This is a genomic window from Paracidovorax sp., assembly GCF_057642795.1.
Map to the genome: position 1 here is coordinate 160263 of NZ_JBXYZY010000003.1, position 16053 is coordinate 176315.

General features: G+C 68.6%; 15 protein-coding genes. 12 read left to right on the plus strand and 3 right to left on the minus strand.

What is annotated here, in order from left to right; all coding sequences use genetic code 11:
• The first annotated feature begins 86 nt into the window (after positions 1-86).
• Positions 87-605: a LapA family protein gene (locus AC3A84_RS04560; RefSeq protein ID WP_487968461.1), complete on the plus strand. Its 519-nt coding sequence runs from the start codon at positions 87-89 to the stop codon at positions 603-605.
• 121 nt (positions 606-726) lie between these two features.
• On the opposite strand, the gene AC3A84_RS04565 is transcribed toward AC3A84_RS04560, so the two are convergent.
• Positions 727-1032 carry a c-type cytochrome gene (locus AC3A84_RS04565; RefSeq protein ID WP_487968462.1) on the minus strand — a complete coding sequence of 102 codons (306 nt, stop codon included), beginning with the start codon at positions 1030-1032 and terminating at the stop codon, positions 727-729.
• Between the two features lie 111 nt (positions 1033-1143).
• On the opposite strand from AC3A84_RS04565, the gene AC3A84_RS04570 reads away from it, so the two are divergent.
• Together AC3A84_RS04570 and ilvD are read left to right on the plus strand one after the other, a co-directional pair.
• Positions 1144-1386, plus strand: a complete 243-nt coding sequence (locus AC3A84_RS04570) for a TIGR04438 family Trp-rich protein (protein ID WP_487968463.1) — start codon at positions 1144-1146, stop codon at positions 1384-1386.
• Positions 1387-1595: 209 nt separating this feature from the next.
• Complete coding sequence (ilvD, locus tag AC3A84_RS04575) at positions 1596-3455, plus strand: dihydroxy-acid dehydratase (RefSeq protein ID WP_487968464.1); 1860 nt, start codon at positions 1596-1598, stop codon at positions 3453-3455.
• 215 nt (positions 3456-3670) lie between these two features.
• Here the strand turns inward: ilvD and bfr are convergent, their stop codons facing one another.
• A complete protein-coding gene (gene bfr, locus AC3A84_RS04580; protein ID WP_487968465.1) occupies positions 3671-4153 on the minus strand; it encodes a bacterioferritin in 483 nt (160 codons plus the stop codon).
• A gap of 313 nt (positions 4154-4466) precedes the next feature.
• Here bfr and AC3A84_RS04585 point away from each other — a divergent pair, with 313 nt between their 5' ends.
• From AC3A84_RS04585 to AC3A84_RS04615, 7 genes are all read left to right on the plus strand, one after another.
• A complete protein-coding gene (locus AC3A84_RS04585) occupies positions 4467-5183 on the plus strand; it encodes an MgtC/SapB family protein (RefSeq protein ID WP_487968466.1) in 717 nt (238 codons plus the stop codon).
• 79 nt (positions 5184-5262) lie between these two features.
• A complete protein-coding gene (gene lgt, locus AC3A84_RS04590; protein ID WP_487968467.1) occupies positions 5263-6096 on the plus strand; it encodes a prolipoprotein diacylglyceryl transferase in 834 nt (277 codons plus the stop codon).
• A 489-nt stretch (positions 6097-6585) separates the two neighbouring features.
• Positions 6586-7278 (plus strand): GntR family transcriptional regulator, encoded by a 693-nt coding sequence (locus AC3A84_RS04595; protein WP_487968468.1) that lies wholly within the window; start codon positions 6586-6588, stop codon positions 7276-7278.
• Positions 7275-8741: a malonyl-CoA decarboxylase gene (locus AC3A84_RS04600; protein WP_487968470.1), complete on the plus strand. Its 1467-nt coding sequence runs from the start codon at positions 7275-7277 to the stop codon at positions 8739-8741. Before AC3A84_RS04595 ends, AC3A84_RS04600 begins: the two co-directional genes overlap by 4 nt.
• A gap of 123 nt (positions 8742-8864) precedes the next feature.
• Positions 8865-9935, plus strand: coding sequence for a Bug family tripartite tricarboxylate transporter substrate binding protein (locus AC3A84_RS04605; RefSeq protein ID WP_487968471.1), 1071 nt, complete (start codon positions 8865-8867; stop codon positions 9933-9935).
• 29 nt (positions 9936-9964) lie between these two features.
• Positions 9965-10828, plus strand: coding sequence for an enoyl-CoA hydratase/isomerase family protein (locus AC3A84_RS04610; protein ID WP_487968472.1), 864 nt, complete (start codon positions 9965-9967; stop codon positions 10826-10828).
• Positions 10829-10894: 66 nt separating this feature from the next.
• On the plus strand, positions 10895-12493 hold the full coding sequence (locus AC3A84_RS04615) for a malonate--CoA ligase (protein ID WP_487968473.1): 1599 nt from the start codon (positions 10895-10897) through the stop codon (positions 12491-12493).
• A 290-nt stretch (positions 12494-12783) separates the two neighbouring features.
• On the opposite strand, the gene AC3A84_RS04620 is transcribed toward AC3A84_RS04615, so the two are convergent.
• Complete coding sequence (locus tag AC3A84_RS04620; protein WP_487968474.1) at positions 12784-13227, minus strand: universal stress protein; 444 nt, start codon at positions 13225-13227, stop codon at positions 12784-12786.
• A gap of 126 nt (positions 13228-13353) precedes the next feature.
• On the opposite strand from AC3A84_RS04620, the gene AC3A84_RS04625 reads away from it, so the two are divergent.
• Positions 13354-15747, plus strand: a complete 2394-nt coding sequence (locus AC3A84_RS04625) for a heavy metal translocating P-type ATPase (protein ID WP_487968475.1) — start codon at positions 13354-13356, stop codon at positions 15745-15747.
• A 1-nt stretch (position 15748) separates the two neighbouring features.
• Positions 15749-15892 (plus strand): cbb3-type cytochrome oxidase assembly protein CcoS, encoded by a 144-nt coding sequence (gene ccoS, locus AC3A84_RS04630; RefSeq protein ID WP_487968476.1) that lies wholly within the window; start codon positions 15749-15751, stop codon positions 15890-15892.
• The last annotated feature ends 161 nt before the right edge of the window (positions 15893-16053 follow it).

Sequence of the window (16053 nt, forward strand, 5' to 3'; positions counted from 1 at the left end):
ACAACTCCCATCCATCAGCCGCTGTGAAGCCTTTTGGCGACAGATGGCGCAGTTTTTGGCATCAAAAGCATGAAAGTCCGACAACCATGAATTTCCGAACCATCATCCTCGCCGTCATCGTGGCCGCCATCGCCGCGCTGGCAGCGCTCAACTGGCCCGCGCTGGCCACGCCGACGCTGATCTCGCTGGGCATCACCTCGATCCAGGCGCCGCTGGGCGTGATCATGCTGGCGCTGACCATCCTGCTGGGCGTGTTCTTCATTGCCTACGTGCTGTCTCTGCAGGGCTCGGTGCTGCTGGAAACGCGCCGACACGCCAAGGAAATGGCTGCGCAGCGCGAACTGGCCGACAAGGCCGAGGCTTCGCGATTCACCGAGCTGCGCGCCTTCTTGGAAGGCCAGCACCGCCACGGGCACGACGCGTTGATCTCGCGCATCGATACGCTGGAGTCGCGCCTCGCTGCCCGCGCCCAGGAATCCGACAACACGACTGCCGCCTATGTCGGCCAGCTGGAAGACCAGCTGCGTCAGCGCGGCGTGGGCACGCCGGGAGTGCCGGCCTATGCCGACCCGACGCTGCGCGCCGACCCCGAACTACGGATCTGACCGCACAAGCGTAAGCGCCGGTCCAGCTGCGGGCCATGACGCAAAAAAGCCGCCGGGTGCCTTGCAGCATCCCGCGGCTTTTTCGTGCGCCGCGAAGGTTCGTGGCGTCAAGGCAAGGCCCTTACTTCAGGCTCAGCACCCAGGCGGCCAGCTTCTTGGCTTCTGCTTCGTTGACCTGAGCGTTGGCCGGCATCGGCACCGGCCCCCACACCCCCGAGCCGCCCTTGATGATCTTGGTGGCCAGCTTGTCGGCCGCGCCGGCCTGGCCCGCGTACTTGGCAGCCACGTCCTTGAAGGCGGGGCCGACCAGCTTCTTGTCCACGGCATGGCAGGCCATGCAGTTCTTGGACGTGGCGAGCGCCTGGTCGGCCAGCGCGGGCACGCTGGCCAACAGGGCAATGGCCAAAGTCATCATGGAGCGCTTCATCGTGTGTCCTTGGGGTTATATTGGGTTCAATGAAATTGTAGGGCTTGCGGTTGACGGCGCTCTGGCAGGGGTTCTCCAGCCGGCCGGTCGCACCGCCTGGGGGAATCCGCCATGTACGCGTTGGGTGTGGGTCTGTTGCTGGTGCTGCTCAAGAGCCTGGAGGTCGGCTTCGTCGCCAACTGGCCTTGGTGGTGGGTGCTGTCGCCCTTCGCCGTGGCCGTGGGCTGGTGGGGCTGGTCCGATTATTCCGGCCGCACGGCCCGCAAAGCCATGCAGTCCATGGATGAGCGCAAGCAAAAGCGCCTGGAGCGCCAGAAGGATGCGCTGGGGGTGCGCCCTCGCAAGCCGCGCTGACCGGCTGGAGAACGCCATTGCCCCCGCCGTGGGGATGGCCGCGCCGGCGCCCGGCCCGCAGTAGGCCTCGTAGATAATCCCAGGCACTTTCCCGTCTGCCCAGGGCGCGGCTCAAGAGGTTGTTCGCATGGGCGTGCGCGGCCGCCATTCGCGGCCCTTTTCCATCACACATCCCGCGTTTCTCGTTTCTCTCTTCCGAGCCCACCACGATGCCCGCATACCGTTCCAAAACTTCCACCGCCGGCCGCAACATGGCCGGCGCCCGCTCCCTCTGGCGCGCCACCGGCATGAAGGACGAAGACTTCAGCAAGCCGATCATCGCGGTGGTCAACTCGTTTACCCAGTTCGTGCCCGGCCACGTCCACTTGAAGGACCTGGGCCAATTGGTCGCCCGCGAGATCGAGGCCGCCGGCGGCGTGGCCAAGGAATTCAACACCATCGCCGTCGATGACGGCATCGCCATGGGCCACGACGGCATGCTGTATTCGCTGCCCAGCCGCGACATCATCGCGGACTCGGTCGAGTACATGGTGAACGCGCACTGCGCCGACGCGATGGTCTGCATCTCCAACTGCGACAAGATCACGCCCGGCATGCTGATGGCCGCCATGCGCCTGAACATCCCCGTGGTGTTTGTCTCTGGCGGCCCCATGGAAGCCGGCAAGACGCGCCTGGCCAACCCCATCACCAAGACCATCGAGTTCAAGAAGCTCGACCTAGTGGACGCCATGGTGATTGCCGCCGACCAGAACTATTCCGACGCCGACGTGGCAGAGGTGGAACGCTCCGCCTGCCCCACCTGCGGCTCCTGCTCGGGCATGTTCACGGCCAACTCCATGAACTGCCTGACCGAGGCCCTGGGCCTGTCGCTGCCCGGCAACGGCACCGTGGTGGCCACGCACGCCGACCGCGAACAGCTCTTCAAGCGCGCCGGCCGCCGCATCGTCGAGCTGGCCCGCGAGTACTACGAGCAAGACAACGAGCGCGTGCTGCCGCGCTCGGTGGGCTTCCAGGCCTTCGAGAACGCGATGACGCTGGACATCGCCATGGGTGGCTCCACCAACACCATCCTGCACCTGCTGGCCATCGCCCGCGAGGCGGAGATCGACTTCACCATGGCCGACATCGACCGCCTTTCGCGCGTGGTGCCACAGCTGTGCAAGGTCGCGCCCAATACCAACAAGTACCACATCGAGGACGTGCACCGCGCCGGCGGCATCATGGCCATCCTCGGTGAGCTGGACCGTGCCGGCCGCCTGCACACCGATGCGCCCACCGTGCATGCCCCCACGCTGGGCGACGCGCTGGCGCAGTGGGACATCACCCGCACGCAGGACGAGGCCGTGCGCCACTTCTACATGGCGGGCCCGGCCGGCATTCCCACCCAGGTGGCGTTCAGTCAGAACACGCGCTGGCCCAGCCTGGACCTGGACCGCGCCGAGGGCTGCATCCGCTCCGTCGAGCATGCTTTTTCCAAAGAAGGTGGCCTCGCCGTGCTGCGCGGCAACATCGCGCTGGACGGTTGCGTGGTCAAGACGGCGGGCGTGGACGAATCCATCCACGTGTTCGAGGGCACGGCCCACGTGACCGAATCGCAGGATGAGGCGGTGGAGAACATCCTGGCCGACAAGGTCAAGGCCGGCGACATCGTCATCGTGCGCTACGAAGGTCCCAAGGGCGGCCCGGGCATGCAGGAAATGCTCTACCCGACCAGCTATATCAAGTCCAAGGGCCTGGGCAAGGCCTGCGCGCTGCTGACCGACGGGCGCTTCTCGGGCGGCACCTCGGGCCTGTCGATCGGCCACTGCTCGCCCGAAGCCGCTGCGGGCGGGGCCATCGGCCTGGTGCAGAACGGCGACCGCATCCGCATCGACATTCCCAACCGCACGATCAACGTGCTGCTGAGCGACGAAGAACTGGCCCGCCGCCGCGCGGAGCAGGACGCCAAGGGCTGGAAGCCTGCGAAGCCGCGCCCGCGCAAGGTGTCGGCCGCGCTCAAGGCCTATGCCAAGCTGGTGATGTCGGCCGACAAGGGCGCCGTGCGCGACCTGTCCCTGCTGGACGACTGAGCCATCGGGCGGGCGTTGCCTTCACGAGGCAGCGCCACCCGAGCAAGGCAGCCAAAAGAAAAGCCGCACCCCGTGACAGGGTGCGGCTTTCTTCTTTCTGGGGCTTTGCATCGCAGTACGTCAGACGCGTACTTTCCATCGTGGAGCCACTCTCTCGAATCTTGCTATCTTCTTGATAGCTTGCAGTGCCCTTGCTGCGGGCGCTGGTGGGGTTTTCAGGCCGAAGGGCCGTGGCCCATCTGGGACTGCAGGTAGTTCGGCAGGCCGATCTTGTCGATCAGGCCCAGCTGCTTTTCGAGCCAGTAGGCGTGGTCTTCTTCGGTGTCCTTGAGCTGGGTGAGTAGGATGTCGCGGCTCACGTAGTCACCCACGCTCTCGCACAGGGCCATGCCGTTCTGCAGCGCGGCGCGCACTTCGTATTCCGTGTCCAGGTCCTTGCGCAGCATGTCGGGCACGGTTTCGCCGGGCGTGAATTCCTTGGGCCGCATGTCGGGGCGGCCACCCAGGAAGATGATGCGGCGCAGCAGCGCATCGGCATGCTGCGTTTCCTCTTCCATCTCGTGGTTCAGCCGCGCGTAGAGCCGTTCCAGGCCCATGTCTTCATAGAAGCGCGAGTGGGCGAAATACTGGTCGCGTGCGGCCAGCTCGCCGCGCAGCAGATCCCGGAGGTATTCGACGACTTGTGGGTTTCCCTGCATGGGCGTTCCTTGTTTTTGTGAGTGCGTAAGTATCGTCTTCACATGCGGGTTTGTCGTCGTTCGCGCGCCAAGCCCCCCTCGCGCCGCTCTGCATGCATACGTGGATCAGAAGCGTTCGCAATTGGAGTCTGCGATAACGTGGGCTCATTTTTCATGAATGCGGGCGTTTCGCTGCCGGCGCTGCGCGCAGCGGAGAGAATCGCCGGTCCCATGCGCCGCAGCGATTCTCGACCGCCTGCCCGCGCATGACCGCAGCCGCAGCCCCACGGGCCGCCGCAAGAGCACAACGAGAGCACCATCGAGGGAGCGCGCCATGGACGCCATCATCAACATCAACCTCGCTTCGCTGGCCAACACGCTGGTCAGCCTGGCCGCGGCCTTCGTGCTGGGCGGCATGATCGGCTTCGAACGCCAGCACCGCCAGCGTACGGCAGGGCTGCGCACCAATGTGCTGGTCGCCCTGGGCGCGGCCATGTTCGTGGACATGGCCAACCGCCTGCACGGTGCCGACGGCGCGGTGCGGGTGATCGCCTATGTGGTCTCGGGCATCGGCTTTCTGGGCGCGGGTGTGATCATGCGCGAGGAGGGCAACGTGCGCGGCCTCAACACCGCCGCCACGCTGTGGTGCTCGGCGGCCGTGGGCGCGGCCTGCGGTTCCGACCTGATCCTGGAGGCGGCGCTCGGCGCGGTCTTCGTGCTGGCGGCCAACACGCTGCTGCGGCCCATCGTGAACGCGATCAACCGCCAGCCGCTGGACGTGCATTCGGCCGAAGTCACGCACATGGTCTATGTGATCGCCGACCGCACGCGGCAGAAGGTCGTGATGGCGCAGCTCGAAAAGGAGCTGGAGCGCCTGAGCCAGCCCGCGCAGGACGTGAAGGTACATGCCTTCGGCCCCGAGGAAGTGGAGATCGAGCTGACCCTGGCCACCACCTCGGTGGACAGCGAGACGCTGGACCAGCTCATCAACCGCATGGTGGCCATGGCCGAGGTGCGCCAGGCCTTCTGGAGCCCCAGCACGACCGAGTGAGGAGGTGGCTGGCGCAGCCTGCGCCGATCTGCGGCCTTTGCGGGGGACGGTCACGGGGGGCGGGCACAATAGCCGCACCATGCTCATGTACCCGCATATCGACCCCATCGCCCTCCAAATCGGGCCGCTCGCCATTCACTGGTATGGCCTGACCTATCTGGCCGCCTTCGGCCTCTTCATGCTGTTGGGCACGCTGCGCCTTCGGCACCAGCCCTATGCCTCGATGACCGGCACGCAGGCCTGGAGCCGGCGCGACGTGGAGGACATCCTCTTTTTGGGCGTGCTCGGCGTGGTCGTCGGCGGCCGGCTGGGCTACTGTCTCTTCTACAAGCCGGGCTACTACCTCTCGCATCCGCTCGAGATCTTCTACATCTGGCAAGGTGGGATGAGCTTTCACGGCGGCCTGCTGGGCGTGATCCTGGCGATGCTCTGGTTCGCCCGTTCGCGCCACCGCCCCTGGCTGCAGGTGGCGGATTTCGTGGCTCCCTGCGTGCCCACGGGGCTGGCGGCCGGTCGCATCGGCAACTTCATCAACGGCGAGCTGTGGGGGCGCTTTGCCGACCCGTCGCTGCCCTGGGCCATGGTGTTCCCGCAAAGCGGCTCCATGCAGCCGCGCCACCCCTCGCAGATCTACCAGTTCCTGCTGGAAGGGCTGCTGCTCTTCGTGCTGCTCTGGCTCTACGCACGCCGCGAACGGCGCCAGGGCGAAGTGGCGGCGGCCTTCCTGGTGGGCTACGGGTGCTTCCGCTTCATCGCCGAATACTTCCGCGAGCCCGACGCCTTCCTGGGCCTGCTGTCGCTGGGCATGAGCATGGGCCAGTGGCTTTGCCTGCCCATGATCGCCGGCGGCGTGGCGCTCTGGGTCTGGGCGCACGGGCGCAGCCCCGCGCCGCAGGCCCGGCGGCCCGCGTAGGAGGGCCGCCTTGACGCTCGGCGTTGCTGGGGGCCGCAGTGTCACCGCCCCGAGCGCCAGCCATCGCCGGGCGGGCATCGCCCGATAGGCTCCGGTGAATGGTGTGGAAAGCGCATCGCAGGGCTGGCCGTAAGCGGCGGACCCGGCAACGCCGCCAACCCACTGCAATGCCGAAGGCCGCACCCCTTCAGCCCCCTTGGGGGGGATGGAGGAGGGCGCCCGATACGCACTTGGGGCTCGCCCCGCACCTTGCCGGGACCCGTGCCTTTTCCGCGAGCACCCCCCCCGAATCTGGCTCGCCGCTGAAGCCTTCGACGTTCGGGTTGTTGCGGACATCATCCAGAAGAGTGGACGTCCATAATTACGCAAAATCATGCGAAATGATGGCCGCTTAGGGCTCGTTCCGAGGCCTTGCCGTGGTGGGTTTGAACGGGGACAAGACCCACCGTTCGGCCCGCTGGCCCGTCATTCGCTGTTCCAAGGACTGCCATGCCACCTGCGCTTGCTGCCGCCCCGCGTTCCCCGTCCCCCTCGCTGCATGCCGAGGTGGCCGAGCGGCTGCGTGCGCATATCTTCTCGGGTGCGCTGCCGCCCGGCAGCTTTCTGGACGAAGTGGCACTTTGCGAGCGCCTGGCTATCTCGCGCACGCCGCTGCGCGAGGCCCTGAAGGTGCTGGTGGCTGAAGGGCTGCTGCGCCACGAGCCGCGGCGCGGCTGCTTCGTGGCGGAGGTGACCCAGCGCGACCTGGATGAGATCTTCCCCGTGATCGCGCTGCTGGAAGGCCGCGCCGCCCACGAGGCCGCCGAGCGTGCCGGCAGCGCAGACATCGCCGCGCTGCAGGTATTGCACCAGCGCCTTCAGGAACATGCCGAGGCCGGCCGCATCGACGCCTACTACGAGGCCAACTACGCCATCCACGAGGCCTTCATCACCCTGGCCGACAACCGCTGGCTGGCCCAGGTGATCGGCGACCTGCGCCGCATCCTGCGCCTGGCGCGCCACCAGACGCTGCATGTGCCCGGCCGGCTGCAGCAGAGCCTGCACGAGCACCAGGCTGTTTTCGCCGCCTTGCAGCGCCGCGACGCCGCCGCCGCCGAAGAGACCATGCGCCGACACGTCCTCGCCCAGCGCGACGCGCTGCGCGACATCGCCCGCAACCACCATTCACGGATCGCACCATGAACGCAGCCACCACCTGGATCTCGCGCAAGGTCTCGCGCCTGAGCCCCATCGACCCGAAGGCGGAGGCCATTGATGGCGGCGGCAGCGGCGCGGCGCCCAAACCCGCGAAGGCCGCCGTGCCGCGCACCACCGCCGAGCGGCTGGCCGCCACGCTGCGCCGTGGCAACGAAGCGCTGTCGCCGCGCGCATTGCGGCGCCTTCTGGCCGATCTGCAGGAGGTCGTGGCGCCCCGCGTGAGCGAGGTGGAAGGCGGCCGCCGCGCCGAGGCCGTGGCCGGCTGGTATGCCCAGGCCCAGCCGGAGGAGCGCCGCGACATGTGGCTGCTGATGTGCGAGCAGTTCGCCGCCGATGCCGAGCGCGTCAAGAGCGCCCGTCAGCGCCATGAAGCCGCTGCCGGCACGGCCGATGAGCAGCAGGCCGAGATGCACCTGCGCCGCGCGCTGGTCTCGCCGCGCACGCGCCTGCTGCAGCGCTTCGCCGTATTCCCGCAGGGCATGCGCTTTCTGGTGGATCTGCGCGCCGAGCTGCTGCCGCACCTCAAGGCCGACAAGCGCCTCTTGCCGCTCGACGCCGAGCTGGAGCACCTCTTTTCCACCTGGTTCGACGTGGCTTTTCTGGAGCTCAAGCGCCTATCCTGGGATTCGCCCGCTTCGCTGCTGGAAAAGCTCATCAAGTACGAGGCCGTCCACGACATCCGCAGCTGGGCCGATCTGAAGAACCGGCTGGACAGCGACCGCCGCTGCTACGGCTTCTTCCACCCGCGTCTGCCCAATGAGCCGCTGATCTTCGTGGAGGTGGCCCTGCTGGCCGACCTTTCCAGCAGCATCACGCCGCTGCTGGACGAATCCGCCGCGCCGGCCGACCTCGCCCGCGCCACCACCGCCATCTTCTATTCGATCAGCAACACCCAGACGGGCCTGCGCGGCGTGAGCTTCGGAGATTCGCTCATCAAGAACGTGGTGGAGACGCTGGCCGAAGAGTTCCCGCGCCTGCGCACCTTCGCCACGCTCTCGCCCATCCCGGGCTTTCGCGCCTGGTTCAACAAGCAGTGCGCGGCCGCCATCGAGAGTCTGGACGACAAGCGCCGCGCCGAGCTGGGCCGCGCCGTGGGCTTCGAGCCGCCGCAGGCCGCGCACGTGCTGGCCGCGGCCGACAAGGCGCTGGACCTGCCGCCCAAATCGCCCGTGCGCCAGCTGCTGCTGCATTGCGCCGCGCAGTACCTGGGGCGCGAACTGCAGGACGGCAAGCCGCTGGATGCGGTGGCGCGCTTCCACCTGGGCAACGGTGCGCGCGTGGAGCGCCTGAACTGGGCGGGCGACCCATCGGCCAAGGGCGTCAAGCAGTCCTTCGGGCTCATGGTCAACTACCTCTACGATCTCAAACGCATCGACAAGCACCGCAGCCTGCTGGCCGATGGGCGCGTGCCCGTGTCCGGTGACATCGAAAGCCTGTGCCGGGGCTGAGCCCAGGCTTCGGCCCGCCGGTGCGGCGCGCGGCGGATGGCCGTCGCGCGCCTTCTCCGTTCCGTTCCATTCCATTCCTTCCAGAGCGTTCACTACAACCACGACGACAGGAGACAAAAGGAAATGAAGCCATCTCTCGCAAGCATCGGCCTGGCGGACTCTTCCGCGGCCCAGGCGGGCCCGCCCGCGTTACCGCTTTCCCGCCGCGCCTGGCTGCAGGCAGCCGGCGCCGCGGGCCTGGCCGCCACCGGCGCGGTGCCCAGCGTCCGGGCGCAAGGGCAGCCGGGCGCGGCCGGCTGGCCCGCCAAACCGGTCACGCTGGTCGTGCCTTTTCCGGCCGGCGGCGGCACCGATGCCTTCGCCCGGCCACTGGCGGCTCAGTTCAGCAAGTCCACCGGCAAGAGTCTGATCATCGACAACCGGGGCGGCGCGGGTGGCACCGTGGGCGCGAGCTACGCAGCCAAGGCGGCTGGCGACGGCTATACGCTCTTCATGGGCGGCACGCACCACGCCATCGCGCCGGCCATGTACCCCAGGCTCGACTACGACATCGAGCGCGACTTCATCCCGCTCGCCCTGCTGGCCAGCGTGCCTCAAGTGGTGGTGGTGAACCCGCGCGTGGTCAAGGCCTCCACCATGGGGCAGTTCCTCGACTACCTGCGCGCCAATCCGGGCAAGCTCAACTACGCCTCGGCCGGTTCGGGCTCGGCCCACCATCTGGCGGGCGAGCTGTTCAAGCTGCAGACCGGCACCTTCATCACGCACATTCCCTACCGGGGCGCGGGTCCGGCGCTGCAGGACCTGATCGGTGGCAATGTGGACATGATGTTCGACGGCCTGGGCTCGTCGGCCGCGCACATCAAGGCCGGCCGCATCCGGGCGCTGATGGTGGCCGGCGGGCGCCGCAACCCGGCCTTTCCCGACGTGCCCTGCGCGGCCGAGGTGGGCCTGCGCGACTACAACGTCACCACCTGGTACGGCCTCTGGGCGCCCAAGGGCACGCCGGTCGACATGCAGGCGCGCATCGTGGATGAGGTGCGCAAGCTGGGCGCAGCCGATGAGATCAAGACCGCCTGGGCGGGCAACGGCGCCGAGTTCGGCACCCTCACGCAGCCCCAATACGCCGCCTTCGTGAGCGCCGAGGTCAAGCGCTGGGCGCAGGTGGTCAAGGCTTCGGGCGCCACGCTGGAATGAACGGTTCAGAACCGAAGGAAAGGGCGCCGATGACGGCCGCAGCGCAAGTGATCGCGGCCCCGGCCGCAGGCGATGCCGGCGCAGCCGGCGTGTGGCGCGTGGCCCTCAGCCACCCGGGGCGGCTCAACGCCATGTCGCGCGCCATGTGGCGTCAGCTGCGCGCCGTCTTTGAGGAGATGCAGGCCCGCGCCGATGTGCGTTGCGTGATCGTGGAAGGCGCTGGCAGCATGCCGGGCGCGCCGGCCGCCTTCTGCGCGGGCGGCGACATCTCCGAATACCCGCGTTTTCGCTTCGACCCGGACCAGCTGCGCGATTTCCACGAAGGCGATGTCTGGGGCGGCCTTGCCGCCATGCAGGCTTGCGACGTTCCCATCGTCGCGGGCATCGCGGGCGCCTGCATGGGCGCGGGTGTGGAGATCGCCAGCTGCTGCGACCTGCGCATTGCCGAGCCGTCCGCGCGCTTCGGGGCGCCCATCGCCCGGCTCGGCTTTCCGATGGCGCCGCGCGAGGCGCAGCTCGTGGCCGGCGCCGTGGGCGCCATGACGGCGCGCCAGATGCTGCTGGAGGCCGCCACCTTCGACGCGCACGACATGGCCCAGCGCGGCTTTCTCAGCTGCGTGGTGCCGGCCGCTGAACTGCAGGCCCAGGTGCTGGCCACGGCGCTGCGCATCGCCGCGCTGGCCCCCCAGGCTGCGCGGCTCAACAAGCGCACGCTGCGCGCGATCTCCGCTGGCGGCCTTGGAGAGAAACGGCCTGCAGCCCAGGATGGGAGCGCGCATTCAGCTATCGATTCCATAGCGGGAATCGGCTTTGACCCGTATGCCTATGCCGACAGCGCCGAGCACCGCGAAGGCATCGCCGCCTTCCTGGCAAAGCGCAAGCCGGTTTTCTGACCAGCCTCTTTCCCCTTCGTTCTCTTCTGGATTCTTCCTTCACCCTTTCCTTCGACACGTTTCGCCATGAGTGCCACCTCTTCCCGCCAGAACCTCTTCGCCGCGCTGCGCGCCGCCTTCCCCGCCGATCTGGACGCCGTCGCCATCGAGGCGCATGCGGCCGATGGCTCGCCGCTTCACTACACGTGGCGCGACTTGGAGCACGCCAGCGCCCGCATGGCCAACCTGCTTGCGTCGCTGCAGCTGCCCGAGGGCAGCCGCGTCGCCGTGCAGGTGGAAAAGTCGGTCGAAGCGCTGATGCTCTACCTGGCCACACTGCGCGCAGGCTACGTTTTCTTGCCGCTCAATACCGCCTACCAGAGCGCGGAGATCGAATACTTCGTCGGCAATGCCGAGCCGGCCGTTGTGGTCTGCACGCCGGGCAATTTCGGCTGGGTGTCGAAAATCGCCTTCACGGCCGGCACGCAGCATGTATTCACCCTGGGCGACGACCGCACCGGCAGCCTGCTGGACCGCGCCGCGCACCACGGCGACGAGCACACGCCCGTCGCGCGCACTGCCGATGACCTGGCCGCCATCCTCTACACCAGCGGCACCACCGGCCGCAGCAAGGGCGCGATGCTCACGCACGGCAACCTGCTGTCGAACGCGCAGGTGCTCAAGGACTACTGGGGCTGGACGGCCAGCGGCGGCCCCGAAGGCCGGGGCGACGTGCTGATCCACGCGCTGCCCATCTTCCACGTGCATGGCCTCTTCGTCGCCATCCACGGCGCGCTCATCAACGGCAGCAAGATGATCTGGCTGAACAAGTTCGATCCCAAGGCCGTCATCGCCGCGCTGCCGCGCGCCACCGTGTTCATGGGCGTGCCCACGCTCTACGTGCGCCTGCTGGCCGATGCCGGGCTCACCAAGGAAGCGGCGCGTTCCATGCGCCTTTTCATCTCCGGCTCCGCGCCGCTGCTGATCGAGACCTTCAAGGAATGGCAGCAGCGCACCGGCCACACCATCCTGGAACGCTACGGCATGAGCGAGACCATCATGCTCACCAGCAACCCCTATGTGGCCGATGCGCGCCACGGTGGGCAGGACGAGCGGCGCGGCGGCACGGTGGGCTTTCCGTTGCCCGGCGTGAGCCTGCGCGTGGTCGATGACGCGGGCCAGCCCGTGCCTGCCAGCGAGATCGGCAACATCCAGGTGCAGGGCCCGAACGTGTTCCAGGGCTACTGGCGCATGCCGGAGAAGACGGCGGAAGAATTCAGCATCGACGCGCAGGGCGGCCGCTGGTTCAAGACCGGCGACGTGGGCCGCGTGGACGAGCGTGGCTACGTCACCATCGTGGGCCGCAGCAAGGACCTGATCATCAGCGGCGGCTACAACGTCTATCCCGCCGAGATCGAGGGCTACATCAACGACATGCCCGGCGTGGCCGAAAGCGCCCTGGTCGGCGTGCCCCACCCGGACTTCGGCGAAGTGGGCGTGGCCGTGGTGATCGCCAAGCCCGGCGCGCAGCTCGATGGCGACGCCATCGTGGCGAAGCTCAAGACCCAGCTGGCCAACTTCAAGATTCCCAAGCGCTGCTTCGTCGCGACCGAACTGCCGCGCAACACCATGGGCAAGGTGCAGAAGAACCTGCTGCGCGAGCAGCACAAGGGCCTCTTCGCCTGAGGCCGGCGGCGCTCAGGCCCGCTTTCGCCCGCCGGCGCCAAAGAGGCACCAGGGTAGCGGCTGGCGCCGCCGGAACGTGGCTGCAGCAGCGATGCGGCCAGATGCTCGCCATCAGCCTCGGCGGGGCGACGTCCTGGGCCCACGCATGGCGCGCTCCGACCTGAGCACCCACTGAGGCGATGCCCCAGGCGTGGGTGTTTGATGCTCTTGTTTCTGTCGCGTGGAGCGCCCTTTCTGCAAGGGCTTCCCGCGGCTCCGGGCGGTGCCGTTGCGCCGGCCGGACCATCCGTTCAGCGCAGCACCAGCACCGGAATCTTCGAGTGCGTCAGCACGTACTGCGTTTCGCTGCCCAGCAGCAGGCGCTGCAGGCTTTTGCGCCCGCGCGAGGCCATGACGATCAGGTCGCAATGGTGCTTTGCGGCGGCGGCGATCACCGTTTCAGCGACCAGGTCGGACTTGCTGACCACGGGTTTGACCGTGACGCCGCGTGCGGCCCCCAGCGCCTTGACGCCATCGACCATTGCCTTGGCAGAGGCCGTCCATTGCCCCTCGATGCGCTTGACTTCGGCGTTGTCGATCGAGAGGCCACCCTCGAAATAGCTGCGCGGGTAGCGCGGCACGACGTGCAGGGCGACCACGGTGGCGCCGCACAGCGCCGCCAGGCCCAGTCCGTGTTCGATGGCCTTGTCCGAAAGCGGGGAGCCGTCGGTGGCGATCAGGATGCGTTGGTACATGGAACACCTCCTTGGATGGGCTTTGGCTGCATGCCTGGCCCGAGCTTGCAGCTTACGGAGCGGCGCCGGCCGCGGGCTTGATGCAGGTCAATGCGCGCGCGGGACAGGGGACCTAGCCTTGGCGGCATGTTGTCGTCCCTACCTCCCTCCGCGCCGCCGGAACCCGCCCGGGCCCAGGATGCCGCCGCCCTGATCGACGATCCGCAGGAGTGGCAGGCCTTCAGCCGGCCCGTGGGCGCTGAAGAGGACGCCTGCTGGGAGTCGCATGTCGTGCTCGAAGGCATGCACTGCGCGGCCTGCGCGCTCGCGATCGAAGCAGCCCTGCGCAGCGTGCCCGGCGTGGCCGAGGCCGATGTGAGCGCCGCCGCCCGGCGCGCCCGGGTGGTGTGGCATGCCGGTCAGGTGCAGCCTTCGCAGTGGATGGCGGCGGTGCTGCGCGCGGGCTATCGGGCGGTGCCCGCGCTCGACGCCTTCGCGCGCGAGCAGCGTCAGCGCGAGCAGCGCCGCGCCCTGTGGCGCTGGCTGGTGGCGGGCTTTTGCATGATGCAGGTGATGATGTATGCGTGGCCTGCCTATCACGCCATGCCGGGCGATCTCACCCCCGAGATGGAGCAGTTGCTGCGGTGGGCCTCGTGGGTCATCAGCCTGCCGGTGATGCTGTTCGCCTGCGGGCCGTTCTTTTCCAGCGCGCTGCGCGACGTGCGCCACGGCCGCATCAGCATGGACTTGCCGGTGGCTCTGGGCATTGGCATCAGCTTCGCGGTCAGCACGGCGGGCACCTTCGATGCGGCCGGCCCCTTCGGGCGCGAGGTGTACTACGACTCGCTGACGATGTTCGTCTTCTTCCTGCTCACCGGCCGTTGGCTGGAGCTGCGGCTGCGCAGCCGCACTGCCGGCGCGCTGGAGTCGGTCATGAACCGCCTGCCCGACAGCGTGTTGCGGCGTGGCGCCGATGGCGTCTTCGCGCGCATCGCCGCGCGCCGCCTGGCCCTGGGGGACATCGTGCGCGTGCTGCCTGGCGAGGCATTCCCGGGCGACGGCCGCATCGTGCGTGGCAGCACGCAGGCCGACGAAGCGCTGCTGACGGGAGAATCCACGCCCGTGCTGCGCGCCGAAGGCAGCCCCGTGGCGGCGGGCAGTCACAACCTGCTGGCCACGGTGGATGTGCTGATCGAGCGGCTGGGCCCGCAGACGCGGTTCGGCGAGATCGTGGCGCTCATGGAGAGCGCTGCACTGCAAAAGCCTCGCCTGGCCCAGCTGGCCGACCGCATCGCCCGGCCGTTCCTCCTGGCCGTTCTGCTGGCTGCGGGCCTGGCCGCCGCCTGGTGGTGGCCCACGGACCCCGGCCACGCGCTGATGGTGGCGGTGGCCGTGCTCATCGTCACCTGCCCGTGCGCGCTGTCGCTCGCCACGCCCGTGGCCATGCTCACGGCTGCCGGCACGCTTGCGCGCCAGGGCGTGCTGGTGCGCAACTTGCAGGGGCTGGAAGCGCTGGCCGGGGTGGACACCATCGTCTTCGACAAGACCGGCACGCTGACCGAAGGCGGACTAGGGCTGGATGCCGTGCGGCCCACGCCCGGCAGCGGCCTGGACGCAGCCGGCGCGTTGGCGCTGGCGGGCTCGCTGGCACGGCATTCGCTGCATCCGGCATCGCAGGCCATCGTGCAGGCGGCGGGTACCCAGGCGATGGGCGCGGTGCCTGAGCTGGCCGACGTGCGGGAACTGCCCGGTAGCGGCCTGCAGGCGCGGGCGCCCGATGGCGCCGTGCTGCGGCTGGGCTCGGCGCGCTTCGCCGGCGTGGCGCCCGAGCCGGGTGAGGACAGCGGGCCTGTGGTGGTGCTGTCGCGCCAGATCGATCAGAGCGGGCAGGGCATGCCCGGCGTGCCGCAGTGCCTGGCGCGCTTCGCGCTCAGCGAGGCCCTGCGGCCCGATGCCGCCGCAGCCATCGCGCAATTGCGCGATGCAGGCGTGCAGGTGCTGCTACTGTCGGGCGATCGCGATGCCGCTGCGCAGCGCGTGGCAGCGCTGGCCGGCATTGCGGATGCGGCAGGCGACTGCGCGCCTCAGGACAAGTGGCTTCGGCTGCAGGCGCTCCAGGCGCAGGGCCGACACGTGGCGATGGTGGGCGATGGCCTCAACGACGGGCCCGTGCTGGCCGGGGCGCATGTCTCGTTCGCCTTTGGCCGCGCCGTGCCGCTGGCGCAGGCGCAATCGGATTTTGCGGTGCTGGGCGAGCGGCTCATCCGTGTGCCGCAGGCTTTGCTGCTGGCCCGGCGCACGATGCGCGTGGTGCGCCAGAACCTGGCCTGGGCCGCGGCGTACAACGCGCTGTGCGTGCCGCTCGCGGTGGCGGGCTGGATGCCTGCGTGGCTCGCGGGGCTGGGCATGGCGGCCAGCTCCCTGATGGTGGTGATGAACGCCGCACGGCTGGCGCGCTGGCCTTGCGAGGCCCAGACCTGGGCCGCCGCATCGGCCTCGGCAATGCCGCCAGCGCCCGCTGCGATGCTGGAGGCCGTGTGACATGGACATCCTCTACTTGCTGATCCCTCTCTCGGTGGTGCTGGTGCTGGCCGTGCTCGCGGGCCTGTGGTGGGCCGTGGACCGTGGCCAGTTCGAGAACGTGGAGCAAGAGGGCGAGCGCATCCTCGACGACGAGAAGCCCTGAGCGCTGCGGGCACGCCCGCACCGCCCGTGAGGTGCTTCGGCCGCGCCTGGATCAGTGCGTGCGCTCAGCCTGAATCGCCGCGCGCGCGGCCCCGCAGTGATGCCGCGCACCTTCCTGCAAGCCTTCTGAAACCCTGTTGATGTGCGTCAACGGCCCGGGGC

What these genes read in the sequence shown, in the direction of transcription:
- AC3A84_RS04610 (WP_487968472.1), top strand. Translation starts at nt 9,965, where the DNA reads ATGACGGCCGCAGCGCAAGTGATCGCGGCCCCGGCCGCAGGCGATGCC.
- AC3A84_RS04605 (WP_487968471.1), top strand. Translation starts at nt 8,865, where the DNA reads ATGAAGCCATCTCTCGCAAGCATCGGCCTGGCGGACTCTTCCGCGGCC.
- bfr (WP_487968465.1), bottom strand. Translation starts at nt 4,153, where the DNA reads ATGCAGGGAAACCCACAAGTCGTCGAATACCTCCGGGATCTGCTGCGC.
- AC3A84_RS04615 (WP_487968473.1), top strand. Translation starts at nt 10,895, where the DNA reads ATGAGTGCCACCTCTTCCCGCCAGAACCTCTTCGCCGCGCTGCGCGCC.
- AC3A84_RS04570 (WP_487968463.1), top strand. Translation starts at nt 1,144, where the DNA reads ATGTACGCGTTGGGTGTGGGTCTGTTGCTGGTGCTGCTCAAGAGCCTG.
- ilvD (WP_487968464.1), top strand. Translation starts at nt 1,596, where the DNA reads ATGCCCGCATACCGTTCCAAAACTTCCACCGCCGGCCGCAACATGGCC.
- AC3A84_RS04600 (WP_487968470.1), top strand. Translation starts at nt 7,275, where the DNA reads ATGAACGCAGCCACCACCTGGATCTCGCGCAAGGTCTCGCGCCTGAGC.
- lgt (WP_487968467.1), top strand. Translation starts at nt 5,263, where the DNA reads ATGCTCATGTACCCGCATATCGACCCCATCGCCCTCCAAATCGGGCCG.
- ccoS (WP_487968476.1), top strand. Translation starts at nt 15,749, where the DNA reads ATGGACATCCTCTACTTGCTGATCCCTCTCTCGGTGGTGCTGGTGCTG.
- AC3A84_RS04595 (WP_487968468.1), top strand. Translation starts at nt 6,586, where the DNA reads ATGCCACCTGCGCTTGCTGCCGCCCCGCGTTCCCCGTCCCCCTCGCTG.
- AC3A84_RS04585 (WP_487968466.1), top strand. Translation starts at nt 4,467, where the DNA reads ATGGACGCCATCATCAACATCAACCTCGCTTCGCTGGCCAACACGCTG.
- AC3A84_RS04560 (WP_487968461.1), top strand. Translation starts at nt 87, where the DNA reads ATGAATTTCCGAACCATCATCCTCGCCGTCATCGTGGCCGCCATCGCC.
- AC3A84_RS04620 (WP_487968474.1), bottom strand. Translation starts at nt 13,227, where the DNA reads ATGTACCAACGCATCCTGATCGCCACCGACGGCTCCCCGCTTTCGGAC.
- AC3A84_RS04565 (WP_487968462.1), bottom strand. Translation starts at nt 1,032, where the DNA reads ATGAAGCGCTCCATGATGACTTTGGCCATTGCCCTGTTGGCCAGCGTG.
- AC3A84_RS04625 (WP_487968475.1), top strand. Translation starts at nt 13,354, where the DNA reads ATGTTGTCGTCCCTACCTCCCTCCGCGCCGCCGGAACCCGCCCGGGCC.